At 62.7% G+C, this 22,714-nt stretch carries 29 protein-coding genes; 14 read left to right on the forward strand and 15 right to left on the reverse strand.

Annotated elements, in window-relative coordinates:
• Window positions 1-63: 63 nt before the first annotated feature.
• The 4 genes from H3Z74_RS10230 to H3Z74_RS10245 all read right to left on the reverse strand — a co-directional run bounded on the left by H3Z74_RS10230 (window position 64) and on the right by H3Z74_RS10245 (window position 5,343).
• Entirely contained in the window at window positions 64-1,473 is a 1,410-nt protein-coding gene (locus H3Z74_RS10230; protein ID WP_187763751.1) for an AAA family ATPase, read from the reverse strand.
• A gap of 328 nt (window positions 1,474-1,801) precedes the next feature.
• On the reverse strand, window positions 1,802-2,914 hold the full coding sequence (locus H3Z74_RS10235; RefSeq protein WP_315443016.1) for an NADH:flavin oxidoreductase: 1,113 nt from the start codon (window positions 2,912-2,914) through the stop codon (window positions 1,802-1,804).
• A gap of 206 nt (window positions 2,915-3,120) precedes the next feature.
• On the reverse strand, window positions 3,121-4,728 hold the full coding sequence (locus tag H3Z74_RS10240) for a hypothetical protein (protein WP_187763752.1): 1,608 nt from the start codon (window positions 4,726-4,728) through the stop codon (window positions 3,121-3,123).
• 84 nt (window positions 4,729-4,812) lie between these two features.
• Window positions 4,813-5,343, reverse strand: coding sequence for a putative immunity protein (locus H3Z74_RS10245; protein WP_187763753.1), 531 nt, complete (start codon window positions 5,341-5,343; stop codon window positions 4,813-4,815).
• A gap of 200 nt (window positions 5,344-5,543) precedes the next feature.
• On the opposite strand from H3Z74_RS10245, the gene H3Z74_RS10250 reads away from it, so the two are divergent.
• Window positions 5,544-6,029, forward strand: coding sequence for a cysteine hydrolase family protein (locus H3Z74_RS10250; protein WP_187763754.1), 486 nt, complete (start codon window positions 5,544-5,546; stop codon window positions 6,027-6,029).
• A 7-nt stretch (window positions 6,030-6,036) separates the two neighbouring features.
• Here the strand turns inward: H3Z74_RS10250 and H3Z74_RS10255 are convergent, their stop codons facing one another.
• The gene (locus tag H3Z74_RS10255; protein ID WP_187763755.1) at window positions 6,037-6,855 is read right to left on the reverse strand and encodes a phytanoyl-CoA dioxygenase family protein; all 819 of its coding nucleotides are present in this window, start codon (window positions 6,853-6,855) and stop codon (window positions 6,037-6,039) included.
• A gap of 362 nt (window positions 6,856-7,217) precedes the next feature.
• On the opposite strand from H3Z74_RS10255, the gene H3Z74_RS10260 reads away from it, so the two are divergent.
• Window positions 7,218-8,480, forward strand: coding sequence for an acetyl-CoA C-acyltransferase (locus tag H3Z74_RS10260; protein WP_187763756.1), 1,263 nt, complete (start codon window positions 7,218-7,220; stop codon window positions 8,478-8,480).
• Window positions 8,481-8,541: 61 nt separating this feature from the next.
• Window positions 8,542-8,697: a hypothetical protein gene (locus H3Z74_RS10265; RefSeq protein ID WP_187763757.1), complete on the forward strand. Its 156-nt coding sequence runs from the start codon at window positions 8,542-8,544 to the stop codon at window positions 8,695-8,697.
• A 122-nt stretch (window positions 8,698-8,819) separates the two neighbouring features.
• On the opposite strand, the gene H3Z74_RS10270 is transcribed toward H3Z74_RS10265, so the two are convergent.
• Window positions 8,820-9,356 carry an EF-hand domain-containing protein gene (locus H3Z74_RS10270; protein WP_187763758.1) on the reverse strand — a complete coding sequence of 179 codons (537 nt, stop codon included), beginning with the start codon at window positions 9,354-9,356 and terminating at the stop codon, window positions 8,820-8,822.
• A gap of 120 nt (window positions 9,357-9,476) precedes the next feature.
• On the opposite strand from H3Z74_RS10270, the gene H3Z74_RS10275 reads away from it, so the two are divergent.
• From H3Z74_RS10275 to H3Z74_RS10285, 3 genes are all read left to right on the forward strand, one after another.
• Window positions 9,477-10,175 carry a L,D-transpeptidase family protein gene (locus tag H3Z74_RS10275; protein ID WP_187763759.1) on the forward strand — a complete coding sequence of 233 codons (699 nt, stop codon included), beginning with the start codon at window positions 9,477-9,479 and terminating at the stop codon, window positions 10,173-10,175.
• A gap of 80 nt (window positions 10,176-10,255) precedes the next feature.
• A complete protein-coding gene (locus tag H3Z74_RS10280; protein WP_187763760.1) occupies window positions 10,256-11,374 on the forward strand; it encodes an ankyrin repeat domain-containing protein in 1,119 nt (372 codons plus the stop codon).
• A 31-nt stretch (window positions 11,375-11,405) separates the two neighbouring features.
• Window positions 11,406-12,002 carry a hypothetical protein gene (locus tag H3Z74_RS10285; protein WP_187763761.1) on the forward strand — a complete coding sequence of 199 codons (597 nt, stop codon included), beginning with the start codon at window positions 11,406-11,408 and terminating at the stop codon, window positions 12,000-12,002.
• Between the two features lie 25 nt (window positions 12,003-12,027).
• Here H3Z74_RS10285 and H3Z74_RS10290 read toward each other — a convergent pair whose 3' ends face one another.
• The 7 genes from H3Z74_RS10290 to H3Z74_RS10320 form a co-directional block, all read right to left on the reverse strand.
• Entirely contained in the window at window positions 12,028-12,450 is a 423-nt protein-coding gene (locus tag H3Z74_RS10290; protein ID WP_187763762.1) for a bleomycin resistance protein, read from the reverse strand.
• A 38-nt stretch (window positions 12,451-12,488) separates the two neighbouring features.
• Window positions 12,489-13,058: a septal ring lytic transglycosylase RlpA family protein gene (locus tag H3Z74_RS10295; RefSeq protein WP_187763763.1), complete on the reverse strand. Its 570-nt coding sequence runs from the start codon at window positions 13,056-13,058 to the stop codon at window positions 12,489-12,491.
• A 112-nt stretch (window positions 13,059-13,170) separates the two neighbouring features.
• A complete protein-coding gene (locus H3Z74_RS10300) occupies window positions 13,171-13,629 on the reverse strand; it encodes a MarR family winged helix-turn-helix transcriptional regulator (protein WP_187763764.1) in 459 nt (152 codons plus the stop codon).
• Window positions 13,586-14,098, reverse strand: coding sequence for a hypothetical protein (locus tag H3Z74_RS10305; protein ID WP_187763765.1), 513 nt, complete (start codon window positions 14,096-14,098; stop codon window positions 13,586-13,588). The genes H3Z74_RS10300 and H3Z74_RS10305 overlap by 44 nt, the downstream gene beginning before the upstream one ends.
• A gap of 63 nt (window positions 14,099-14,161) precedes the next feature.
• The gene (locus H3Z74_RS10310; RefSeq protein WP_187763766.1) at window positions 14,162-14,527 is read right to left on the reverse strand and encodes a hypothetical protein; all 366 of its coding nucleotides are present in this window, start codon (window positions 14,525-14,527) and stop codon (window positions 14,162-14,164) included.
• A 64-nt stretch (window positions 14,528-14,591) separates the two neighbouring features.
• The gene (locus tag H3Z74_RS10315; RefSeq protein WP_187763767.1) at window positions 14,592-15,086 is read right to left on the reverse strand and encodes a helix-turn-helix domain-containing protein; all 495 of its coding nucleotides are present in this window, start codon (window positions 15,084-15,086) and stop codon (window positions 14,592-14,594) included.
• Window positions 15,087-15,267: 181 nt separating this feature from the next.
• Entirely contained in the window at window positions 15,268-15,465 is a 198-nt protein-coding gene (locus H3Z74_RS10320) for a hypothetical protein (RefSeq protein ID WP_187763768.1), read from the reverse strand.
• 210 nt (window positions 15,466-15,675) lie between these two features.
• Between H3Z74_RS10320 and H3Z74_RS10325 the strand changes: the two genes are divergently transcribed.
• The gene (locus tag H3Z74_RS10325) at window positions 15,676-16,074 is read left to right on the forward strand and encodes a hypothetical protein (protein WP_229727015.1); all 399 of its coding nucleotides are present in this window, start codon (window positions 15,676-15,678) and stop codon (window positions 16,072-16,074) included.
• 131 nt (window positions 16,075-16,205) lie between these two features.
• On the forward strand, window positions 16,206-16,475 hold the full coding sequence (locus H3Z74_RS10330; RefSeq protein WP_229727016.1) for a hypothetical protein: 270 nt from the start codon (window positions 16,206-16,208) through the stop codon (window positions 16,473-16,475).
• A 17-nt stretch (window positions 16,476-16,492) separates the two neighbouring features.
• Here H3Z74_RS10330 and H3Z74_RS10335 read toward each other — a convergent pair whose 3' ends face one another.
• The gene (locus tag H3Z74_RS10335) at window positions 16,493-17,161 is read right to left on the reverse strand and encodes a hypothetical protein (RefSeq protein ID WP_187763770.1); all 669 of its coding nucleotides are present in this window, start codon (window positions 17,159-17,161) and stop codon (window positions 16,493-16,495) included.
• A 193-nt stretch (window positions 17,162-17,354) separates the two neighbouring features.
• Between H3Z74_RS10335 and H3Z74_RS10340 the strand changes: the two genes are divergently transcribed.
• The 5 genes from H3Z74_RS10340 to H3Z74_RS10360 all read left to right on the forward strand — a co-directional run bounded on the left by H3Z74_RS10340 (window position 17,355) and on the right by H3Z74_RS10360 (window position 20,801).
• Window positions 17,355-17,672 (forward strand): putative quinol monooxygenase, encoded by a 318-nt coding sequence (locus H3Z74_RS10340; protein ID WP_187763771.1) that lies wholly within the window; start codon window positions 17,355-17,357, stop codon window positions 17,670-17,672.
• Between the two features lie 135 nt (window positions 17,673-17,807).
• Window positions 17,808-18,125, forward strand: coding sequence for a hypothetical protein (locus H3Z74_RS10345; protein ID WP_187763772.1), 318 nt, complete (start codon window positions 17,808-17,810; stop codon window positions 18,123-18,125).
• Between the two features lie 524 nt (window positions 18,126-18,649).
• Window positions 18,650-19,471: an alpha/beta fold hydrolase gene (locus tag H3Z74_RS10350; protein WP_187763773.1), complete on the forward strand. Its 822-nt coding sequence runs from the start codon at window positions 18,650-18,652 to the stop codon at window positions 19,469-19,471.
• 8 nt (window positions 19,472-19,479) lie between these two features.
• Complete coding sequence (locus tag H3Z74_RS10355; RefSeq protein WP_187763774.1) at window positions 19,480-20,403, forward strand: alpha/beta fold hydrolase; 924 nt, start codon at window positions 19,480-19,482, stop codon at window positions 20,401-20,403.
• Window positions 20,400-20,801 carry a cupin domain-containing protein gene (locus H3Z74_RS10360; protein ID WP_187763775.1) on the forward strand — a complete coding sequence of 134 codons (402 nt, stop codon included), beginning with the start codon at window positions 20,400-20,402 and terminating at the stop codon, window positions 20,799-20,801. The genes H3Z74_RS10355 and H3Z74_RS10360 overlap by 4 nt, the downstream gene beginning before the upstream one ends.
• Before the next feature lies 1 nt (window position 20,802).
• Here the strand turns inward: H3Z74_RS10360 and H3Z74_RS10365 are convergent, their stop codons facing one another.
• On the reverse strand, window positions 20,803-21,435 hold the full coding sequence (locus tag H3Z74_RS10365; RefSeq protein WP_229727017.1) for a TetR/AcrR family transcriptional regulator: 633 nt from the start codon (window positions 21,433-21,435) through the stop codon (window positions 20,803-20,805).
• Window positions 21,436-21,568: 133 nt separating this feature from the next.
• On the opposite strand from H3Z74_RS10365, the gene H3Z74_RS10370 reads away from it, so the two are divergent.
• Window positions 21,569-22,711, forward strand: coding sequence for an efflux RND transporter periplasmic adaptor subunit (locus H3Z74_RS10370; RefSeq protein ID WP_187763776.1), 1,143 nt, complete (start codon window positions 21,569-21,571; stop codon window positions 22,709-22,711).
• The last annotated feature ends 3 nt before the right edge of the window (window positions 22,712-22,714 follow it).

The raw sequence follows: 22,714 nt of genomic DNA on the forward strand, positions 1-22,714 counted from the left end.
AAATCGTTTTTGCTGTTCTAGCTTGAATTGCGATTCTATAGCCTCCAAGGGAGTAACTCGTACTCACAGACCAACACTCTCTTCTAACTCATTGCTATCATCGTCACTCGTCTGAATAATTCTCGGTTCAAAAAACTGAACGCGATCCTCATGGTCGGCGCCAATTTCAGGCGAGTGCGTGCATGCAATGATCTGACGGCCTCGGTGTTGCCCTTCGATTTGCTTAAGGATAATTCTCTGCCAATCAACATGAAGCGACAGCTCCGGTTCATCAATTAAGCAGCACCCGCCCCTAAATAGCGAACGAGTTGCAGAAAATAGCATCGTAACGATCTGGCGCTCACCAGAAGACAAAGCCATCACTCCATAAGGTTTCCCTTGTTCAGGCTCGATAAATACCGATCGCTCCCGCAACTTTGTTCGAAACGAAGATCGATTTCCAATGCAAAATGATTTCGTTGATAGGAATACGTTTACTGAATCTTGAAATGCGTTAACAGATTTTAGAGCATTCTCCCTTTCGACTTTACGCTCAAATAGCTTATCCCTATATATTTGAAGAACATTGCCATAGTTCCGTCCAGCATTGGATGGGCTATCTGCGATATTAACAAGTTGCAAGTATGCAGACATTTTTGTTGGTCCTTGGAAAGGACTATCATCAAGAGTCACCAGGTCGCGTATTTCCTCTAACAAGGGGCCGTGATCTAGATCTTCGGTCGCGATGTCTCCTTTTGCGATCGCGGAGAATATCTCCACGAAAGCCGTCTCAAACTGCTTCTGTTCGATCCTATTTATGGCAATCTGCGCGGTAGTCCATTCATCACTTAGACCAGCAACAACATCTGTGATGGAAGGATAGCGGATGACGGGTACAAAATGCCCAAACCACTCCCGGCAACGAAGAGTCTTTGAAACATTCGACTCTAAAAGATTTCCTTCGCGGCGCATCGCACGGTCATAACCTTTTTCTGTTTGAATGGCTTCCCACTCTGATCGGCGTAACGCCTCATACTCCGGTCTGCCGCGATCTTCTTGGGCAGCGTATGCACTTTCACGCATCCGCTCCAAAACCGATCTGAACGCCGGGAGATAAGTTGCACGATTTCCCAGTGCAGCGCGAATAGCTTGTTGCTCAGCTTCGGAGAGATCATTGATCCCGTGTTGATAGGAGGTTTCTTGATCGTCGATATAAACCGTTAAGGAACTATCCGACTTGACTAACTTAATGGTCTGCCCATGATTGTTAGTAACCTCTATGCGGTTAAATCTTAGGAAAGAGAACCGCGCGACGTCTCCTTCCGACAAATTAGCAATCACATGAAGAAGCGTCGTTTTGCCAATACCGTTCTTGCCATAAATGATATTTACGCCAGCTCTGAGCGCCACAGTGAAACTCAGTCGGTTATGAAGCCCTTCAACCTCGACCGAAGTTATCCAGGTCTCCGGTACGACGAAATCGCTCTCGGCCATTGTTACCTCCCGCTGGACGTTTTTCGGTTCGGGCTCGTTATAAGCGGAGCTTTTCGCTCCCGACAACCCGCTAGGATATGAAAGGAATTACGTCGGCGCCTTACTTTGCCTATCTCCACACAGCTCAGTGCTTCCATTCCGCCGTTTTCGCCGACCGCATAATGTATCCATCTTTACGACAACACTCCACTTTTGAGTTACGGTGACAGTCCACTTTTCTCACTCTTCGGCCGCAAGACGCAGCGACAATTAGCGAACTGCCGCCATGGCCCATCCTCCGAACCATCGCCCCCCGACCAATGACGGCGAGCACAGCGCCATCGCCTAGCTAGGACAGCGTAGCTAGCGCGTCCCCTCGATACGCCTCAAGGTCGCCGGTCCGCCCTTCCTTGATCTTGGTCGCCCAGAGCGGATCCTGCAGCAAGGCGCGCCCAACCCCGACAAGATCGAAATCCCCACGATCCAGCCGCCGGACCAGCTCGTCGAGGGAGGCAGTCTCCGACCCCTGCCCCGCAAACGCGCTGAAGAAATCGCCCGACAGGCCGACCGACCCGACGGTGATTGTCGGCTGGCCGGTCAGCTTCTTCGCCCAGCCGGCAAAGTTCAGGTCCGACCCCTGGTCCTCGAATTCCGGTTCCCAGAAGCGACGCTGCGAACAATGCAGGATGTCGGCGCCGGCATCGACCAAAGTGGTCAGCCAGCGTTCCATTTCGGCCGGCGAATTGGCCATGCGCACGGCATAATCCTGCTGCTTCCACTGGCTGATGCGGATGATGATCGGAAAGTCCGGGCCGACCGCAGCGCGTGTCGCCTTCAGGATTTGCGCGGCGAATTGCGAACGATCGACCAGCGAGGGACCGCCATAGGGATCGCTGCGCTCATTGGTCCCTTCCCAGAAGAACTGGTCGATCAGATAGCCATGCGCGGCGTGCAGTTCGACCGCCTCGAACCCGAGCCTCTTGGCATCGGCGGCGGCCTGCGCAAAGGCGGCGATCGCGTCGGCGACCTCGTGATCGGCCATCGCCTGGCCGAATGGCTTGCCCGGCCGGGACAGGCCCGAAGGGCTGTCATAGGCGCCCGGCGGCGTCCAGTCTGCGTGCCGCGTCTTGACCGCGCCGACATGCCAGAGTTGCGGCGCCATCACGCCGCCGACGCTATGCACCTCGTCGATCACCTTCTGCCAGCCGGCCAGTTCGGCCTCGCCGTGGAAGCGCGGCACATTGGGATCGTTGAGCGATGCGGGGCGATTGACCCCTGTCCCCTCCGACACGATCAACCCGACATCGGCCGCCGCGCGCCGGCGATAATAGCCGGCCACTTCGTCGGTCGGCACGCCGCCGGGCGAATGCGACCGGGTCATCGGCGCCATCACGATCCGGTTGCGGAGCGTCAACGACTTGCAGGTGAAGGGAGAAAACAGGTTGGCCGTGGTCATAAACATGTCACTCTCGTTATATCGGTATCGCCAATACAACGCATTTCCGGTTTTACATATGGTTTTCGATTGTCGGGTATGATTTGAGCGCAACCCGCCGCGCCCGCGTTGCGATCTGCTGGACCAAGGTGATCGTCCATTGTCTTGCGGTTAGGTTCAGGGCCGCGCAGCTCACGCGGAACGTGGCCGCAAATGTCCCTGAACGCCTCCCGTCACGACCCATCGGCCTTCACATAAATCGGCGCCAGCGCCGCCTGCACATCCGCCGCCTGGATGATGCTCTCCGGCCGGTCGGACGCCCCGGCATCGACGAATTCGACGGTCAGATTGACGCTATGCCCCGACACGGTCGACGGCCCCACCGGGGTGCCGTTCATGGTCATCGTCGATGTCTGGGTATATTCGTCATTGCCGGTCACCCTGAACGCGGGCTTGCCCTGCTCCACGGTCAGTTCGGCGGCGCGCAGCAACGCCATTTCGCCGAGCGCGAAGGGGTGCGACTTGTTGCCGAAGAAGGTGACCACCGCGCTCTTTCCGTCCTTCGCCAGTTTCACCGAAAAACCGTTCGCGCGCAGGAATTTGACGGCGGAGCGGTAGGGATTGGCGAGCATGACCTCCTCATGATCGGGCATCCCGTCGATCAGCGCCGCCGGATCGAATCCGACAACGAAGCGCTCATTGCCGTCCAGTTGATGCTGTTCCTCGACCTGGGCGAGAGCCGATCGCAGGCCCGGATGGCTGTCGGCAGGCAGCTTGCCGATCACGGCATGGATCAGTGCCAGGGTGATCTGGCCGACCGGCATTTCCTTCACGCCCTCCAGCCGGGTCGCGGCGCTCTGCGCATCCCCCTTGCCGAGCAGGGTCGCAGCCTCGATCAGCGGCGACCATGTGTCGAGCGCGGCGCGTTGCTCGGCCGGGTCGCTATTGATCTTGAAATTGCGCTCGATCGCGGTCGGCTCGCGTGGCGCGGCAATGTTCTTGCGCGCCTGTTCCAGCCACAGCTCGGCAAGGTCGGACCGTCCGGCCACGGCGGCGGTGATCACTGCCTGTGCCGTGCGCCCGGCATTCACCCCGGTCACCGCGAGGCCGGGCATGCCTATGACCCGGATGTTGGGCAGGTTGATGAAGGTCTGGCCGATCCCACCGGGCGCCAGCGGGACATTCTGCCAGTCGGTCAGCGCCTCGGCCCATTCGCCCGCCCGCGCCAGTGCCGCGGCACGCCGCTCGATATAATCGCCGTCGAGCCGGACGAGATTGTCCCAGCGCGCCTTTTCCCGCGGCGGGATCGTGGTTCGCAAGCCGGACAGGGAGAAGGCGAACCCCGCGATCCTGGCGTTCCACGGCCGCGCCTGCATCGCGCGAACCGCCTCGTCGGCCGCATCGTCGCGCCGCCCTGCCTCGAGATAGGCGATCGCGCGGAGCATGTGCAGCGAAACGCCGAAGCTGCGCGCATAGGCCGTATCGGGGCGCTCGATCGCGGCGATCGCATCGAGATCGGCCAGCGCCTCGCGATGCTGTTTGGCCGCGACCCGGAATTTGGCGCGCGACCGCAGCAGCGCCGCCCGCCGCTCCCAACCGGCCTGCGGATCCAGCGCATCGAGCGCCGCGGTGCAGCGTTCGATGCCGACCGATGGCACTGTCCTGGGCGTCAGCGCGCGGGCCGCGGTCGGGCCCATCATGAACTTGGTCGTCCCGGAGACCTGGTTTTCACCGCAACCGGTCCAGGGGCTGGCGGGTTTCGCCGCCTCTTTCGCCTCTGCCATGCTCCCCGTCACGGAAATCGCCGCCGCAAGCACGGCGCTGCCCCAATATCTGTTCATCGATGCCCCCCAGTGCCGTCCAGAGATTTGACTGAGCGGCCAAAGTCAAGCGCCGGCATGGGGCTCGACGGTGCCGATCCCCGATCAGCGGCGCAACCCTATCTCCAGCTGTAGGAACAGCGCGCCCAATTGACCCTTACCTGGCGCACGCTCCGGCATCCGCTGCACGACGTGCCGGACCTCCGGCGATGCCTGAGCGATCGCCCAGTGAATTTCCGCCTCCCCGTGGCCGGCTTCGCCCGCGCTGAGCGCGATCGCCTGCGCGGCGTAAGCCGCCGGACCGAGGATGTGATTCACCTGATGCGAGCTCGCAATCGGATGGGTGTATGCGGTTGCCGCGGCAGCGCAGGCCGCCCGCGCAGCAGCCGCGGCAGCCGGATCGCCAGCCTCTCGCGCGGCGGCATGCGCTGCCCAGGCGATCTTGCGCAGCGCCGCGGTGCGCATCCCGCTGTCGGCAAAGGCCCGGCTCGCCGCGATCGCCTCGCGCGGACGGGTGTCGTCCGGTGCCTTCGCTTCGAAAATCGGCAGCGCACGTTCGGCGCAATCGGCGGCCCAGCGCGCGACAGGGCGCAGGTCTTCGATGGTCAGCAGCGGCGCGTCGGGATCGGAAGTCATTGCCTGTATTGCGCAATCTATTGGAGATTATTATCTTAAGTACTTGATATTCAATGAATTATGCAGGATTTTTGTCGAGACCAGGGCAGAGCGAAGGTGACACAAACCGGTGTCCCATATCTCCTGTCGTTCGTCATCAAAGCTGCGTTTCTGGAAAGCAACCTGTTCGGCGCGGGGCTGGTTCGGATATGGCGCTGCATATGATTTTTCGAAAACAGGCCTTGCTCGTCGTCGACGTCCAACCGAGCTTCGCGGTGCCCGAGGGCATGATCCGCGACATCACGGCGCTGAGCCGGAGACTCTACACCATCGCCACGGTCGAGCGGCACGACGAGGCGATAACCCCGTTCGAGCGGCAGCTCGGCTGGCATCCCGGCGCTGATGACGACAGCCTGGTGCCGGCCGACCGCATATTCATCAAACACGGCTATCTGCCGCCGGCCGACGCGATCGATCACCTGAAATCGCTTGGCGTCGACCGCGTGCTGGTGTGCGGCGTGCAGGCCGACACATGCTGCCTCGCCGCCGGCTTCATGCTGTTCGACGCCGGGCTTCACCCGACCCTGCTCAAATGGCTCAGCATCGGATCGTCGCTCGATCGGTCGGCCGATCTGGGCGCCAATTTGTGGCGGCATCATTTCGGCAGCGTGCTGTATAGCGCCGATGCGCTTCGGCTCGACCGCTGACCGGCCGTCAGGGCGACAGAAGCGGCCCGCCCGGCGTCCCGATCGCCTCCCGGATCGCCCGCTCGACCGGCGAATAGCCGCCATCGGCCCGGTCGAGGCACAGCGGCTCGCGCGGCAATAGCGGGGGCTGCGCCATGAAGCGCGGGGTCGTGCCGCGATGCGGCTGGGCGGCATGTACCAGGAACGGATGGCACAGATACACCGTGCCGGCCTCGCCCACGGCCAGCACTTCCGGCCGATGCGCCGACGCCGCGAAGCCGTCGGCCGCCAGCTCGCGCAGGGTCAGCCCCGCCTCCCCCGCCGGCGCCAGCTGCCGGGCGATGTCGCGGTGCGACCCGATCCGGATACGGGTCGGGGCATCATACGGGCCGACATCGGAAAACAGGAACAGCATCAGCAGCGCCCGGCCCCGGCTGCGCACATTGGCGCGCCATTCCATGAAGTCCGGATGATCGGTCCCGAAGCTCACATCGACATGCCAGCCGGTGTCGCCAGGCGCATCGGAGGAGGGAAAGCGGACCGGAAACGTCCCCAGCGTGACGCGGGGAATCCAGCGTCCCGGCCCGACCAGCTGGTCGAACGCGCGGCGCAGCACCGGCGTATTGGCCGCCTCGCGGAACGGCGGCTGGCCGAACTGATCGAGGCGGATGACCGGGCGGGTCCAGCTGCTTGGGTCATCGGGATCGCATCCCGTCGCCTGCCACAGGATGGCGCGCGCCTGTTCGGCAGTCTGTTTGGCGAAGGCTTGGTCGAGGCGAACAAAGCCGTCGCGGATGAACGAATGGATGTCGGCGGCGCTGAGCGCTCGCGCAGGATCGAGGTCCATGAGTGTCTCGCAATCATATCAAACGCAAAGGATCGGCAGCCCATGAGCGCTGCACGAAGCGAGGCCGCAATCGGCCCGCTCAGATCAGCGGAAACGCAGCCGCGCGGTTGAGAATGATGAACGTCATGGCGGGGAGTATAGCGCGATATGGCGCCCGAATGAAGCCATTCGCTGGAGGATCGCCCGACCCTGCGCACTCTCGCTGCTTTCTGGTGTTCAGCACGATTCAGCCGCACTCGCCGTCCGGATTGAGCGCATGACCATCCTGCCTCCGGCGCATGACGGCCCGTCTTGTCATTCCCCGACTGGCTCCCGATCTTCCAGCCAGCAACAGCATCGGCGGCCACGCCCGGAGACACAGCATGCAGCGTTTTGCTCTGAAAACCTTTATCGCTTCTGGATTGCGGACGCCGTTCGGCCGCGGCGGCGGGGCGCTGGCGGATCATGATGCGATCAGCCTCTCGGTACCTCTGGTCCAGGCGATGGCTGAGAAAGCCCGCCCCGACCTGTTCATCTGGGGCACGGTGATCCCGAGCCTGGGATGGAGCAATATCGGGCGCGAAATCTGGCTCGACGCGAAACTCGATCCCACCGTCCCGGCCTTTTCCGCGGTGCTGGCCTGCTCGACCTCCATGGTCGCGGCATTCGCAGCGGCCGGGCTGCTCGGCGGCGGCACCGATCTGGTCATGGTCGGCGGCGCCGAGGTGATGAGCAACCCGCCGATCGGCCTGAAGCTCGAGGCATCGAAGCGCATCGTGAAGTTGTTCCGTACCAATCCCGGCGAAGCGCTTGCCGCGCTGCAGACCCTGACCCCCGACGATCTCGTCCTGCCGGTCAAGGGCTGGGCCAACCGGATCACCGGGCGGACGATGGGCGACCATATGGAAGAGACCGCGCAAATCTGGGAGATCGGCCGTGCCGCGCAGGACGACTGGGCACTGAAGAGTCATCAGCGCGCAGTGGCCGGGTGGGACAATGGCTTTTTCGACGATCTGGTGATCGCGCTGCCGGAGATCACGCGCGACGCCAATCCGCGTGCCGACACCTCGGCGGAAAAGCTCGCTTCATTGCCCGCGGCATTCGACAAGTCGGGCAAGGGCTCGCTCAGCGCGGGCAACAGCTCGCCGATCACCGATGGCGCGGCGGCGTGCTGGGTGGCGACCGAGGCGGGGCTGGCAAAGCTTCCAGCCGGGACCTTCCATGCCGAGCTGATCGATCATGAGATCGCCGCGGTCGATCACGGCATCGACGGGCTGCTGATGGCGCCGAGCTTCGCCATTCCCCGCCTGCTCGCGCGCCATGGCCTCAGATATGAAGACATCGCACTGTGGGAAATCCATGAGGCGTTTGCCGCGCAGGTGCTGGCCAATGTCGCCGCGCTGGAAAAGCCCGGCTGGACGCGCGACCGGGCGGGCGTGGACTTCGATTTCGGCCCTTTCCCGTGGGACCGGGTCAATCCCAATGGTGGGTCGGTCGCGATCGGCCACCCCTTCGCCGCAACCGGCGCGCGCGACCTCAGCCAGGCGGTGAAGGAGCTATGGGCGAAGCCGTCGGGGTCGTTTGCGGTGGTCAGCGTCTGTGCCGATGGCGGGCACGGCACGATCGCCCTGCTGCGCCGCCCTTGAGGAACTCACTCCTCCCCATACTCGTTTTCACCTGCACATCACGACGCCGAGGAGAGGCACCATGTCCGAGCTCAACACCGAACAATGGGAAAAGGAACTGCGCGCCTTGCTCGACCAGCTTCAGGCGCACCCTTCGCGTGATTCCACGGTTGAGCGCCAGCGCATCGCCGTGCTGACGAACCTGATCGCGGCGCGGGGGAACAAGGTCGCGGCATGATGAGGGCGCCGGTCCTTACGCCTGCGTATCGCTGAACCCGGAACCCAACACGGCGTATCGGAGCGCGTTCTTATGCACGCCTCCGATGCGCGTCGTTCGGCGGACTCAGAGCCAGCAGATCGTCAATTGCCGCCGCGCGTCGGCATAATGATCTTCCCGGAACCGGCATCGAATGACCCGCAATGCCCGACGCCGTCCGAAATTTCGTCCGCGGCAATGCTGTCGTTGCGGTCCGTGTCCAGGCAATCGAACGTGGCGAGCGGCAGGCGAAGCATTTCCTCCAAGGTCAGCGAGCCGTCGTGATTGCCATCCGTGGCGGAAAAGAATGCCATCTCCCCATCACGCGCACGCTTCAACTCCTCCGCTTCGAGGTGGACATTTTCCGGTGCATAAACGGCGTCGACCATCATAGACCACTCGACGCGGCTCAGGCGCGAATCATGGTCCTTATCCCATGCCGACAGCCCTGATTTGTAGGTGCTCCGGAGCCCCTCCCTTGTTTGCGCCCCCTCTCTTTTGCTGTCGATCGTGGACTGGGCTGGCGAAGCAAGGATCGGATTTGCCGCTGCCAACAGGCAGACCGCAAGCGTTCGGGGCACTGATGGTAAGAATGGCATGGCAGCGTGATCGTCCAGCAGGTTCGCGATGGCAATGCGCAATGCGCCCGCATGGCTGCGTAGCCCGCCAATCAAGGTAAACGACCCGTTAATTCGTCCCGGCCCGGCACGTTCGAAAACAGGGGCTGGCGACGCGCGCCGCTTTGCAGGACAGAGTGGCAGATGAGCTGGAGAATCCCCCTGGCGGCAGGCCGCAAGACCCTGGGCATCCAGTTGATCGCCCCCTTGCTGTTCGGCGCGGCCCTGTTCGTCGGTGGCATCGGCCTGATCGCTGCCCCGGCGACGAACGCGACAACACCGATCGCCAGTGCAAAGCTACCCGCCCCCAACCTTGCTCCCGTCCCCGCCAAGGCGGCGGCAACAATCCCGGCCGTTGCGCCCGCGCCCGTCAACACCCGCTTCGTCGTGAAGCGCATCCTGTCGATCCCCGGCCCGATGCATCAGGGCGATTCCTATTGGGACGAAAGCGGCGCGCCCGCGACCGGCCAGATGGTCGTCACGGTCGACCTCGCCGCGCAGACCCTGTCGGTGTTCCGCGCCGGCTATGAGATCGGCACGGCGGTGATTATCTATGGCGATGAGGGAACACCGACACCGCTCGGCATCTTCCCGATTACGCAGAAGGACGCCGACCACGTCTCCAACCTGTACAACGCTCCGATGCCGTACATGCTGCGCATGACCAATGACGGCATCTCGATCCATGGCAGCAAGGTCGGCGACGGCTTCGTCACGCATGGTTGCGTCGGCATTCCGGTCGCGTTTGCGAAGAAGCTGTTCGGCGCGGTCAAGCTGGGCGACAAGGTAATCGTGACGCGCGGCGAGATGCTCAACCTGGGCGACGCCATCACCGCCGCGTGACAGGCGAGCACAGCGCATGCGTCGCTGATGCGGCTTCCGATCGGCCCATATTCCTGTAGATCGCGATCAGGAGGTGCGTCATGGCCAAAGCCAGGAAGAAGTTGTTGCCGAAGGATTTCGAGGCGCAACTTGAAAGCGGCGACCTGGACGCGCTCAAGGCGATCTTCGACACCTGCGACATCAATGCGCGGGGCGGCTACCGCAAGCAGACCGCGTTGGCGTTCAACCAGTGTCCTGACGGACTGACACGCTGGCTGGTCGAGCAAGGTGCCGATCTCTCGGCGGTCGACACCTATGGGGAAACTCCGCTGCATTCGCGGGCAGGACATTGGCAGGGGAATGTCGAGATTCTGCTGGAGCTTGGCGCGGACCTTCATCATGGCGAGAACCTGCACGGCACGCCGCTCCATAAGGCGGCGGGACACTATAATCTCCGCACCACACACCTGCTGATCGAGCATGGCGCGCGGGTCGATGCCCTCAACCGCGCGAAACAGACGCCGCTGGCCCATGCGCTGCAGTCCTGCAGCAACGCCAATATCAAGAACATGGCGACGCTGGCGGAACTGCTGATCGAGGAAGGCCGGCGCCAGGCGCCAAAGCAGAAGGGACTTTTATCCGCCGTTTTTGGCTCGCGCCGGAAGGCGGATGCGCATCAGACGCCGGCAATGAAGGCGTTCGTCACGCGGATTGGCACCGGTTTCGAATTTCATCGCGCCGGTTTCAACCCCGACTATCTCGACGAAACAAGCGCCGGGCTCGACAAACTCTATGCCCTGTTCGACGTGCCACCAGTTCCCCGCCGCGCCATGCATGACGGCACATCGCCGATCATAGCCAGGGCCGCGCGCTGGGAAGACCGCTTTCAGGAACTCTGGGAATTGCTGATCCCGTCAAAAGGTCCTGCCAGCACCACACAGGGCGAAGTGATCCGCATCGCCGGCAAGATCCGCCGCGAGATCGACGGCAATGGCGGGGGCAATTGGGACGCCGATTTCAGGAAAATGGCCGATGCCTTCCTCGCGTATGTCGGCACCGGCACCCCACTTCCCGACGCCGAATTGACCGACGCGCGGGAGATTATCACCGAGATCAAGAGACGAAACGGCGATACGAACCGGATGTGCGAGCTTGCCGTCAATTGGGTGACACTCAATCCCACGCCCGTGAAGCTGCCGCCCCCGGAGTATGATCGCTAGACCGATGCCGCCGGCAAGGCGACAATAGCCAATGACCATGACCTTCTTCGCTACCCAATCGGACATTGCCCAGGTCTGGCAATGGCTTTTCGACGTGCCGGAGATGAAGCTGTTCGAGGGATATTCACGGCCCGATAAACCCAATCGCTGGTTCGAGGGCTGGGATGTCGTCTCCCGCTACCTCGATGATGGCGGCTGGACTCTCACCGCCTGGCCGCAAGGTGTCGGCGGCCAGCCGCGCATCGACCGAATAACCTTCACACCCGAAATGCAGAGAGAATTAGGAGGCAAGGGGCGGACGATATTGCTCAGCCCTGCCTGCATCAGAGTGAACCGCAACAATGATCAGATGGGGTGCCTCGCCGATTCATCGATTACGTGCTGGACCGAAAAGGGCGCGCGCGGCCAGTCGATCTTTCCGGAGGAATTCCTGGATGAGGTGGACTGGGTGAAATTGCGGTCGATCATCGGCAAGATCCAGCGACAGATTACCAAGGCCTCGCCAGCCAAGCTCCGCGCCTGCCCGATCATGCCCGACGCGTTCGAAAAGCTCCAGGCGGGCGAGATCAGGATATGGAACTGGGGCACGGCATGCGATTTTTCCTCTCCGCTCATCATGGTGAGGTAACCGCGGTACACGCCCAGTCGGGCAGCTATGCGTCGCGTGTGCCCAGAGTGCTGAAAAACCGGAGCAGATATCCGTCAGGGTCGCTGACGACAAATTGCCGCTGGCCTCTGCTCATTGCCCCTTGCTGATACCATCGTTCCTCCAGCGCGAGAACGATTGTCAGACCCGCATCGACCACCCGGCGGTATAGCGCGTCGGCATCGTCGATTTCCATCTGCAGATTGATGCCGCGCCCATAGGGCTTCTCCAGCGGCGCCGTTCGGAACCGTCGCCCCGGCCCGTCCGCCTGCTGCAGCATCAGGTGCGCCCTTCCGCGACCGAGATAGGCAAAACCTTCGTCCGGGCGCTCCGCCAGAAGCTCAAAGCCCAGCACGCCGCGATAGATGGCGAGCGACGCTTCGAGGCTGATAACATCCAGTTCAGGGACCAGACCCGGCATTTCGATCATCAGGTGTCATCCGTCTCGGCCATCGATCTTTCGCCTCGCTAGAATCCCGCCCCCGACAATTGCGCACGCAGATTCTGCAGCACGCGCTCCCCAACCGGCGACAGGTCGCGCGCGGGCCTGCCCTCACGCAGGCGTTTGCGGTCCTTCTCCGGCGGTTCGACCGCGCGCACGCGGACCGGCGCCTGCCCCTGCGCCTTCATGCCGAGCATCTCCGCTGCACCGCGCGACAGATCGATGATGCGCGGACCCCGCACGAACGGCCCGCGGTCATTGACCCGCACGATGATCCGCCGCCCGGTATCGAGCGCCGTCACTTCGACATAGCTGGGCAGCGGCAGGGTGGTATGCGCAGCGGTGATCCAGCCGGGGCGGAAGCGCTCGCCATTGGCGGTGCGGTTGCCGGATTCATTACCGTACCAGCTGGCATAGCCCAGCACGTCGTAGCGCGGATCGGCGGCCGGCACATAGGTCGTACCGCGGATCTGATAAGGTTGACCAATCCGGACGGGCATATCGCTCACGGGACGAAAATTGCCGCCGCCACAGGCCGACAGCATCAACACGGCCACCGCCACGCTCCCGATCCGCGTCGCTTGAAATCCCCGCATGGCTGCGATCCTAGGCGAAGGCAGCATCGGCATAAAGCCTCGATTACCGGGTTCGTCCCACACCGTACACGGATTCGCCTGGCCGCGGTTGGAAGCGAGCTCCACCCGCTCCCTAGCCTTCCGCACCTCCACGTCGCGCCGCGAGCAGGAAATCCTCCACCCAGCGCTCGATCGCTTCAAGCGCCGTCGGGCTGAGGTCAACGAACGACAGGCGCTGGTCGTCGAAATTGCCCGCACGCTGCACCAGGCCAAGCACGACCAGCCGGTCGAGCCAGCGCAACGCGGTCGCTGGGGGAACGGCAGCAGCGTCGCAAGCGCTCGCGACACTGACGCACCGTCCCTCGATGTGCGACACATAGAGATCGAGCAGAATGTCCCAGGCCGGCTCGGCGAAAAGCTCCGCCGGCAGCAATTGAGTACGCCCGCGTCGGGCGCGCAGATAATCGCGCACGATGTCCAGATGGTCCGGCGGCCCGCCATCGAACAGCCTTGCGTCCGAAAGCCCCGCCTCGTTCAGGCACGGAAGATCAAGGCTGGACGCGGGTTTCGTCGTCAGGCCGCGCCAGTCCATCGCGCCCCGGCAGGGCGGATCGGCCGAACTCACGAGCGCCGCCTCCCGACGCGTGCCGCGACGGCATGCGCGCGGCACGGCGGTCGAACATGATTCCCGCCACCATCACCAGCAGCATGGGTAAGCTCCAGAAGGATTGCATCGCGAAGTACAACATCGGCTTGAGCTGGACCGGTGCCGCGATCGTCGCGAGGTGTGTGGCGATGCTGCCGAGATGAAACCCGGTCATCCAGAGCGGCCAGAAATACCGGCTGCGCAACGATACCGCAACCAGCGCGCCGAGCAGCAACAGGTCGACGCCAAGGACCGGCAACTGCGTGTGCGCCCAGCTTTGTTCGAGATACGATGCCGGGATGCTGAGCAGCGCCGCGGCGATGATGAACAGCGAAATCCATCGTCCGTCTTTCCCGCCGGCAATGCAGGCATAGCCGCAGCTGGCAAATAACAGGATCGTAAATAATTGGCTCACCATCGCCTTGCCCCAACACAGACGTCACGAATGCGTCAAGACGGCGGCTTCGGCCTCCAAGGCTCAGGCGACCGCCGATGGCATCGGCTCGACCATCGGGGCGGCACGATCCTGGCCCGTCAGCACCTTCTCCGGCGCGCCCCAGCAGCCAAACCCGACCGGCGCTAGATTGCTCTGCCGCTGGATCACGATCATCTGGCCATGCGCGTTCACCATGTCTCGGCGCCCGGCCAGCATTTTGTCGAACCCGGCACTGAGCGATTCGAGCAGCTTCTGCTTGGCCCGGGGGTGCAGGTCGGATTTCGCAGTTCCCTCCAGCATCGATGCCGCCACACGCGCGCTGCTCAGCAGCGCATCATCGGTTGCGTGGAACACGGCAACCATGTCGCTCGAAATGACGCGCCCCGCGGCTTCGGTCAAAAAAGTCATGAGAATCTCCTCGCGCCGGAACACGGCACGTTGATAAAATGCGGACGAATAACGGGTTCGGTGATCAGGACAGCGCTTGCAGGCTCATCCGAATGATCATGATGCAGGCAACAAAAGCCAGCACCGAAAAGAAGGCGATCCGTGCGATCGCCGACAATCGTTGCGAACGGGTCAGGTCATTGTCTCTACCCCCGATGGGTGGGGCCAGCCGCGACAGAATGTCCTGCGGGCCCCGCTGTTGTCGGGGCAATGGATCGGCAACAAATGGCTGAACGGCAAGGGTTTGCGGCTGCCTAGGCAGTTGCTGCCCAGTAGAATCCCCCACCGGATACTCGCCTTGATCCCCGCCTTCATCCGCCGCATGCCGCATGAAGAGGCGCGCTGCTTCGGCGCGGCTGCCGGCACCCAGCGCCTGCGTCGCCGCCAGCAGGTGATTGTCGACGGTCGAGTATGAAATACCCAACTCGCGGCCGATTTCCTTCGAGGTATAGCCCTGCGCCACCAGCCGGAGACAATCCTTCTGGCGCAGCGTCAATCTGTCGAAACGCGATTCCGGCATTCCCCGCTACGGCTCCCCCTTCCCTCGCGCCGTTAATCAGGCGGAAGCCGCTGTTAAGCAAGATCAAAGGTGGGAGAATCACAACGGACGCGGATTACCCGCGCCCGACGAGAAGGGTCAGGAAGAGCCATGTCCGGCTCGACCGACGCCGGGCGATGCCATCGGCACCCGCCCGGCAAGATCAGTTGGAGTAATAAGGCTGCTTGACCGGTGCCGGCGCGACAAACGCCGTGGACATCTCTGTTTCCAGTGTATCGGCCGCCATTTGCAGATAGCAGCCCACGACGCCGACGCCCAGCGTATCGCAGATCGACAACAAGCGATCGATTTCCGCTTTCAGGTGATGATGATCGGGACTTGCCCCGTCGAATTTGGTCATGCTCCCGCATAATCCGGTTATTTGGATGGTCCAATCACTATTTGATCCGGTTCGGTTTCGACATGAATGTCCATCGATCCGAACAATATCGACTGTAACTGGGGCCGAACCGGATAGAAAACACATCGCGTGATGAGCCGGAATCGGTTAGCCGGAGTTACGCCGACAAGATTATCGAAAGGCACGACCATGGTCAGCTCCCTCGCCTTCATGTTCGCTGCCGCAACGCTGGCGCCGGGCGCCCAGGGTGCGCCCGCACAGGCGCCGTCCGATCTCCTCGATCTCGTCTATGCGCGCGCCGCCGGCGGCGACACACAGATGCAGATGCGCGGGTATCGCTTCGTCCGCACCACCACCGGCGGCACCGCGAAATGGTCTTTGTGGTGGAACGACCGCAACCGCCAATGCGTGCAGATCACCACGTCGAACGGCCGCTACAGTGCGATCAACAGCGTCCCGTCCGTGGAGTGCGGCCAGCGCGATGATTATCGCGGGCGAAACGATCGGGATCGGGATGACGACCGGCGGCCATCCCGATATCCTCCGGACAATGACGGCCGCCCGGGCGCGGCGGCTATGACGACACTTATGATCGCGGCGGGTCGCTGACCCTGATCTGCTATGGCGAAGGCAACAAGCCGGGCGCTGAGTACCGGTCGGGCTATGAGTGGAATGACGATCGCCGCCGCTACGAATATCGCGGCGGCTATGTCAGTGGACGACAGAATTTCGACTCCCAGGTGCAGGTGGAGATTTATAATGGGCGTGGCCGCATCCATCTGACCGGCAAGCTGGTCGCGCCGATTCATTCGGGCGGCCGCGACGGCTGGTGGGACCTGACCAATCTGCGCGTAGACCGGAACCGCATCACCGCGAAATATCGCCTGAACGGCCTCAATAGCCCAAGGGTCGATATCGATCGCCGGAGCGGCCGGATCGCGATCGACGGGATCGAACACTTCCGTGGCAGCTGCGATATCGGTGACTGGAGCGACGGCCGGCGCTTCTAGGGTCCAGACCCTGTCGTTCAGGATAGCAGCGGCAGCACCACGATGCAGACGGCCACGCATTCGATCATCCCGATCGATGCGATCCCGAAACCGCGCACCAGGCTCGTATGCAAATGGCCGGCGAACCAGCGCGCCTGTTGCGTGCCGTACCACAGGAACGCAACCGCCATCATCGCCAGCGCGGCATGGCCAGACCAGCTCCAATGGCATTGCGCGATGGTCGCCGCGAAACCGATCAGAAAAGCGAACGGCGCGGCCACATAGCATTGACTGTAAAAAGGCAGCTTCAGCGTTTTGCGCGTGAAGCGGGTGCCCTCTCGCCGCAACAGGCCAGCGGCCATGATCAGCGGGAAGATGCTGAAGATCGCCAGCCGCATCAGCAACAGGCTGGTATCGTCGTCGATCAGCATGGAAACGCCGCGATTGCTCTTCACGATCGGGTTCTCGCCGACCAGCGCCAGCTCGATCAGGTGCGACAGGATCAAGGTCAGGAGCAGGAACAGCGGCGGGCTCAGCGTGTCGGTATATTGTTCCTCCTCACGGTCGCCGAGTTCGGTGTCGGCATAGTCCATCATCGATTGCGGATGCTGTACCGTGCGCACCAGGGTGATCGGATAGAAGACCAGCCAGCTCATCGCTTCGTAGAGAAAATCGTCGAGCGACTTCAGGAATTGCACAAAGTTCATGGGCGGTGCCCTGCATGCTGCGGCGGAACAGGGCGGGTCCGGTTCATTGCCGACCCATATCACGACACTTTGCCATCGTCGCCGGTTTCGCGAAATCGGGGCATGCGATGAGGGCAATTACCCGTCGGGTAATCGACGCTTCGGCCTCAACCCTGCATCCCGCCGCGCATTCGACACAAGAGGAGCGCGGCACATGGCCATAACCTATACGATCATCTTCGACGTCCTGCCCGCGGCGCATGATCGTTTCCTGGCCCTGTTGACGGACGTGCTCGATGCGATGCGGGCGGAGCCGATGTTTCATCAGGCCATACTCCACCGCGATCCGTCATCACCCTATCGCTACATGCTCTACGAGACCTGGGAGAATCATCAGGACGTACTCGAGGTGCAGCTCCAGCGTCCCTATCGCGCCGCGTGGCACGATGCGTTGCCCGATTTGCTCGCTTGCGACCGCGATATCTCGATCTGGGAGCCCTTTCGCCAGGACCGGCAGGTGCATGTGCGATAAGCATCACCGGATCCGGGCATCGCTCAATCAGCGCAGCCAACCAATACAGGACCTGACCAAGCGGTTCAGGAACGATGCCGTTGGCGGATCGTATCATCGCCACAGTCCGATATCCCGGACCCGAGAGGATGAATCATGAAACTCTTATATGCAGCCGGCCTCACACTGGCGATGCTCGGCATGTCGGCCGGCGCCAGCGCGCAATATAATGGCGGCAACCGCGGCGATCAGTCGCGCCAGTCCGAACAATATCGCGACCATGACCGCCGCGAAGCTCGCGGTGACGACCGCCGCTACGACCGCCGCGATCGCCGCTATGATCGTCGCGACGATCGCCGCCATGACCGCCGGTACAACCGTCACAATGGCGGCAATCGCTATGGCTGGAACAACCGCCGCGACCATTGCCGCACCGAATGGCGCCACCATCGCCGTGTGCGCATCTGCCGCTGAACGATCGGGGCGGCGGCAACCGCCGCCCCGATATTCGGACTGCGTTGTTGATTGCCATCCCCGCGCGCCGTGCCAATTGAGGCATTCGCCGATCGGCGATTCAATAGCGCCATCATCCATGACAGCGTCGCCCGGACGGAACGCCTCAAGTCCGGCCTCGCTCTTTCTCATGATGAATACACTAAAGGATGCGTCCCCTGTTACCACGCGAACAGAGGATGGCTCACCCCTGTTATCCGCTGTTCCACCCCTGATATTCATAACAGGGGCGAACGATCGCAGACTCCTGAAAATCAAGCGTTATTTCTTCCCGGAAATCCAACATAACAGGGGCAGAAAATACATGCCGCGATAACAGGGGCGAACAGGGGAAAGTTCGACCCATTTGCGGGCGATTTTACTTGGGTTTATTGCGAATAGACGATGATCTCCACTGGTCGAGCGGTACCCGCGCTGGCATCATCCCGGCGACCGATGAAGCGGCCGGAGTCGGCCGCGCGCGGCACCATTCCGGGAGACACCGCATGCCTTACGTCACGACTGCAGACGGCACCGAAATCTTCTACAAGGACTGGGGCAGCGGTCAGCCGATTGTGTTCAGCCATGGCTGGCCGCTCAGCGCCGACGACTGGGATGGGCAGATGCTGTTCTTCCTGCAGGCCGGCTTCCGCGTCATCGCGCATGACCGTCGCGGCCATGGCCGGTCGAGCCAGACAGCGACCGGCAACGAGATGGACACCTATGCCGACGATCTCGCCGTGCTCTTCGAGCATCTCGACCTCAAGCAAGCCGTGATGATCGGCCATTCGACCGGTGGCGGCGAAGTCGCACGCTATCTTGGCCGTCACGGCACGGCGCGCGTCGCCAAGGCGGTACTGATCGGCGCGGTGCCGCCGATCATGGTCAAGTCCGCCGCCAATCCCGGCGGCCTGCCGATCGAAGTGTTCGACGGGTTCCGCACGCAGCTCGCGGCCAACCGCGCGCAAATGTACAAGGACGTGCCGTATCCCTTTTATGGCTATAACCGCGACGGCGCGACGATCAGCCAGGGGATCATCGATCATTGGTGGCTGCAGGGCATGGCCGGCTCGATCCTCGCGCATTATGAATGCATCAAGGCCTTTTCCGAGACCGACTTTACCGAGGATCTCAGGAAGATCGATATCCCGTGCCTGATCCTGCACGGCGACGACGATCAGATCGTGCCCTATCAGGACGCGGCCCTGCTCTCCGCCAAACTGGTGCAGCAACCGACCCTGAAAATCTATCCCGGTTTCCCGCACGGCATGTGTACGACGCATCCGGAGGTGATCAATCCCGACCTCCTCGCCTTTATCAGGAATTGAGGTCCATCATGATCCGCATCACTCTTGCGGCGCTCGCCGCGCTGACCCTCGCCGCCTCCGCAACGGCACAGGTGCCGCCCTTTCCCGCCAGCTTCAAGACACAGGAGGTCAGCGGCAATGGCGCGACGATCCATGTCCGCGTGGGTGGCAAGGGACCAGCGGTCGTCCTGCTCCATGGTTATGGCGAGACCGGGGACATGTGGGCGCCGTTGGCTGCCGACCTGATGCGCGACCATACCTTGATCGTCCCCGATCTGCGCGGCCTGGGCCTGTCGTCAAAGCCCGCCGGAGGGTTCGACAAGAAGACGCAGGCTGGGGATGTTGTCGCGGTGCTCGACCGGCTCAAGGTTGGCAAGGTCGACCTCGTCACGCATGACATCGGCAATATGGTCGGCTTCGCCTTTGCCGCACTTCATTCCGATCGGGTCGGTCGCTTCGTATTGATCGACGCGCCGATCCCCGGCGTCGGTCCATGGGAGGAGATACTGAAGAATCCGCTCCTCTGGCATTTCCGCTTTGGCGGGCCGGACATGGAGCGATTGGTCGCGGGGCGTGAGCGCATCTATCTTGACCGTTTCTGGAATGAATTCTCCGCCACGCCAGCCAGCTTCACGGAGGGCTCACGCGTTCACTATGCCGCACTCTACGCGATGCCCGGCGCAATGCATTCGGGCTTTGCGCAGTTCGCCGCCTTCGACCAGGACGCGATCGACAACCGTGCATGGCTTGCCGCGAAGGGCAAACTGACCATGCCGATCCTCGCTTTGGGCGGCGAAAAATCGTTCGGCCCGATGATGGCAACCGTGATGCGCGCGGGTGCGACAAACGTGACCGGGGATGTGGTGCCGGGATCGGGCCACTGGATCATGGAGGAGAATCCGGCCGCCACCGTGGCGCTGGTGCGCAAGTTCCTCGACAACGGTGCCAGATGACCGACCCGGCCACCCTGATAAACCGCCTCGCACTGGCGCAGCACCCCGAGGGCGGCTGGTACCGTGAGACGATGCGCCAGCCCGCGCCCGATGGCGGGCGCGGGCTGGCCACCGCGATCCTGTATCTGCTGGAAGACGGTCAGCGCTCGCACTGGCACCGAGTCGACGCCGCCGAACTCTGGCTATGGCATAGCGGATCGCCGCTCACCTTGCTGATCGATGACGGAGACGCCCGCGAACACTTGCTGACCGGCGATGCGCCCCAGGCAATCGTTCCGCCGCAAGCCTGGCAATCGGCCGAGGCGCGCGCGGGCTGGGCCCTGGTCAGCTGTGTCGTGACGCCGGCGTTCGATTTTGCGGGCTTTGAACTCGCCCCACCCGACTGGAAACCGCGCTAGGTCACTGGTGCCCGGATCTCAGCGCTTCGATCTCGCGGTCGATGATCCGCTCCAGCGCCTCGACCAGCGGTTCCATCGCCAGGTCGCGGCGCATCATGCGGTGGTGCATCAACCCCAGCGACATGGTCGCGATCAGATCGGCAACGACCTCCCGCGCAGGCACCTCGTCTTTTCCCTCCGACAGGACTTCGAGCGCGTCGAGCGTCTTGCCGCGGACATCGTCATGGATCGTCGTGAAGATGCTGGCGATCCGTTCGTTGCGCGCCGATTCTGCGATGATTTCCGCAAACAGGCGTGCCCCGTCCTCATCGCCACGCTCGTCCTGCGGGTTGACGAAATGGCGGAGCCATTCACGCACGCCGGGTTTGTCGCGATGGTCAATCGCATCGCGCAGCGTTTCCGCATCCATGAAACTGACGCAATCGTCCTGTACGATCGAGACGACGATGTCCTCCTTGCTGGCGAAGTCGCGATAGATCTGGCCCACCGCGACGCCCGACATGGCAGAGATCTGGGCAACGCCGGTCGCGTGGAATCCATGGTCGATGAACAGAGCCCGCGCGCAGTCGAGTATCTTACGGCGCCGGATCTCCGCCCCTTTCGGCTCTTTCGCCACAAGGTCTACCAAATTCATTGCCCCGAACTTCTCCTAAAGCCTTGACGCCGCCAGAGCCTTTGCAGTAGCGGCCCCGACAGAGAGTGAACGATCACTCACATACCCAACTCCGGTAGGAATGGCATGGTTTTTTTCGCTACGCGGCCCCCTGATGGTTTTGACGCTCAGCGCCTGCGGCCAGGCGCCGCAGCAGCCGCAGCCCGGGCCCGCACCGGTGAGTGTCGTCACGATTCGCGAACAGGCGATCAGGCTGACCAATGAGCTTCCGGGCCGGACCGCGGCCTTCGAGACGTCGGACGTTCGACCACAGGTCAATGGCCTGATTCAGGCGCGACTGTTCCAGGAAGGCGACCAGGTCCGCGCTGGGCAGCCGCTCTATCGCATCGATTCCGCACCCTATGCGGCACAGGTCGCCAACGCGCGCGCGGCACTGAGCCGGGCTCAAGCGGCGATCGCGTCGAGCCAGGCGCTGGCACGGCGCTATGGCGAGTTGGTCGCGATCAACGCCATCTCGCGCCAGGATTACGAAAATGCCGTGACCGCAGCGCAGCAGGCACGCGCTGATGTCGCCGTGCAACAGGCTGCACTGCGCACCGCACAGATCGACCTGCGCCGCAGCACGATCACCGCGCCGATCTCCGGCCGGATCGGGCGCTCGATCTATACTACCGGCGCGCTGGTCACCTCCTCGCAGGCGGATGCGCTGACCACGATCCAGCGGCTCGACCCAATTCATGTCGACGTGACTCAAGCCAGCGCCGACGTGCTGCGGCTGCGCCAGCAAGTGATTGCCGGCCAGGTCTCGACCGGCGGCGATGCGCGGGTCCGGCTGAAGCTGGAGGACGGCTCGACCTACCCGATCGAGGGCACGCTGAAATTCACGGATGTGTCGGTCGATCCCACCACCGGGTCGCAGACGATCCGCGCCGTATTCCCCAACCCGCGCGGCCTGTTGCTGCCCGGCATGTATGTGCGCGCCGAGCTGGTCGAGGGCACTCAGGCCCAGGCGATGCTGGTGCCGCAGCGTGCGGTCAACCGTGACGAAAAGGGCAACCCGACCACGCTGGTCGTCGGTGCCGGCGACAAGGTCGAACTGCGCCAGCTGAAGACCAGCCGCACGGTCGGCGACAGCTGGCTGGTAACCTCGGGCCTGAAGTCGGGCGATCGCGTGATCGTCGAAGGCGGTCAGATGTTGCGTCCCGGAATGCCGGTGAAGCCGTCGCCCTGGAACCCGAATGCCCCCGCAAAGCAGCCCGCCGGCGCCCCAGGCGCCCCCGCAGCTCAGGCGAAGTAAAGA

The organism is Sphingomonas alpina, assembly GCF_014490665.1.
Taxonomy (GTDB): Bacteria; Pseudomonadota; Alphaproteobacteria; order Sphingomonadales; family Sphingomonadaceae; genus Sphingomonas; species Sphingomonas alpina.

What these genes read in the sequence shown, in the direction of transcription:
- H3Z74_RS10230 (WP_187763751.1), bottom strand. Translation starts at nt 1,473, where the DNA reads ATGGCCGAGAGCGATTTCGTCGTACCGGAGACCTGGATAACTTCGGTC.
- H3Z74_RS10235 (WP_315443016.1), bottom strand. Translation starts at nt 2,914, where the DNA reads ATGTTTATGACCACGGCCAACCTGTTTTCTCCCTTCACCTGCAAGTCG.
- H3Z74_RS10240 (WP_187763752.1), bottom strand. Translation starts at nt 4,728, where the DNA reads ATGAACAGATATTGGGGCAGCGCCGTGCTTGCGGCGGCGATTTCCGTG.
- H3Z74_RS10245 (WP_187763753.1), bottom strand. Translation starts at nt 5,343, where the DNA reads ATGACTTCCGATCCCGACGCGCCGCTGCTGACCATCGAAGACCTGCGC.
- H3Z74_RS10250 (WP_187763754.1), top strand. Translation starts at nt 5,544, where the DNA reads ATGATTTTTCGAAAACAGGCCTTGCTCGTCGTCGACGTCCAACCGAGC.
- H3Z74_RS10255 (WP_187763755.1), bottom strand. Translation starts at nt 6,855, where the DNA reads ATGGACCTCGATCCTGCGCGAGCGCTCAGCGCCGCCGACATCCATTCG.
- H3Z74_RS10260 (WP_187763756.1), top strand. Translation starts at nt 7,218, where the DNA reads ATGCAGCGTTTTGCTCTGAAAACCTTTATCGCTTCTGGATTGCGGACG.
- H3Z74_RS10265 (WP_187763757.1), top strand. Translation starts at nt 8,542, where the DNA reads ATGTCCGAGCTCAACACCGAACAATGGGAAAAGGAACTGCGCGCCTTG.
- H3Z74_RS10275 (WP_187763759.1), top strand. Translation starts at nt 9,477, where the DNA reads ATGAGCTGGAGAATCCCCCTGGCGGCAGGCCGCAAGACCCTGGGCATC.
- H3Z74_RS10280 (WP_187763760.1), top strand. Translation starts at nt 10,256, where the DNA reads ATGGCCAAAGCCAGGAAGAAGTTGTTGCCGAAGGATTTCGAGGCGCAA.
- H3Z74_RS10285 (WP_187763761.1), top strand. Translation starts at nt 11,406, where the DNA reads ATGACCATGACCTTCTTCGCTACCCAATCGGACATTGCCCAGGTCTGG.
- H3Z74_RS10290 (WP_187763762.1), bottom strand. Translation starts at nt 12,450, where the DNA reads ATGATCGAAATGCCGGGTCTGGTCCCTGAACTGGATGTTATCAGCCTC.
- H3Z74_RS10295 (WP_187763763.1), bottom strand. Translation starts at nt 13,058, where the DNA reads ATGCGGGGATTTCAAGCGACGCGGATCGGGAGCGTGGCGGTGGCCGTG.
- H3Z74_RS10300 (WP_187763764.1), bottom strand. Translation starts at nt 13,629, where the DNA reads ATGGACTGGCGCGGCCTGACGACGAAACCCGCGTCCAGCCTTGATCTT.
- H3Z74_RS10310 (WP_187763766.1), bottom strand. Translation starts at nt 14,527, where the DNA reads ATGACTTTTTTGACCGAAGCCGCGGGGCGCGTCATTTCGAGCGACATG.
- H3Z74_RS10315 (WP_187763767.1), bottom strand. Translation starts at nt 15,086, where the DNA reads ATGCCGGAATCGCGTTTCGACAGATTGACGCTGCGCCAGAAGGATTGT.
- H3Z74_RS10320 (WP_187763768.1), bottom strand. Translation starts at nt 15,465, where the DNA reads ATGACCAAATTCGACGGGGCAAGTCCCGATCATCATCACCTGAAAGCG.
- H3Z74_RS10325 (WP_229727015.1), top strand. Translation starts at nt 15,676, where the DNA reads ATGTTCGCTGCCGCAACGCTGGCGCCGGGCGCCCAGGGTGCGCCCGCA.
- H3Z74_RS10335 (WP_187763770.1), bottom strand. Translation starts at nt 17,161, where the DNA reads ATGAACTTTGTGCAATTCCTGAAGTCGCTCGACGATTTTCTCTACGAA.
- H3Z74_RS10340 (WP_187763771.1), top strand. Translation starts at nt 17,355, where the DNA reads ATGGCCATAACCTATACGATCATCTTCGACGTCCTGCCCGCGGCGCAT.
- H3Z74_RS10345 (WP_187763772.1), top strand. Translation starts at nt 17,808, where the DNA reads ATGAAACTCTTATATGCAGCCGGCCTCACACTGGCGATGCTCGGCATG.
- H3Z74_RS10350 (WP_187763773.1), top strand. Translation starts at nt 18,650, where the DNA reads ATGCCTTACGTCACGACTGCAGACGGCACCGAAATCTTCTACAAGGAC.
- H3Z74_RS10355 (WP_187763774.1), top strand. Translation starts at nt 19,480, where the DNA reads ATGATCCGCATCACTCTTGCGGCGCTCGCCGCGCTGACCCTCGCCGCC.
- H3Z74_RS10360 (WP_187763775.1), top strand. Translation starts at nt 20,400, where the DNA reads ATGACCGACCCGGCCACCCTGATAAACCGCCTCGCACTGGCGCAGCAC.
- H3Z74_RS10365 (WP_229727017.1), bottom strand. Translation starts at nt 21,435, where the DNA reads ATGAATTTGGTAGACCTTGTGGCGAAAGAGCCGAAAGGGGCGGAGATC.
- H3Z74_RS10370 (WP_187763776.1), top strand. Translation starts at nt 21,569, where the DNA reads ATGGTTTTGACGCTCAGCGCCTGCGGCCAGGCGCCGCAGCAGCCGCAG.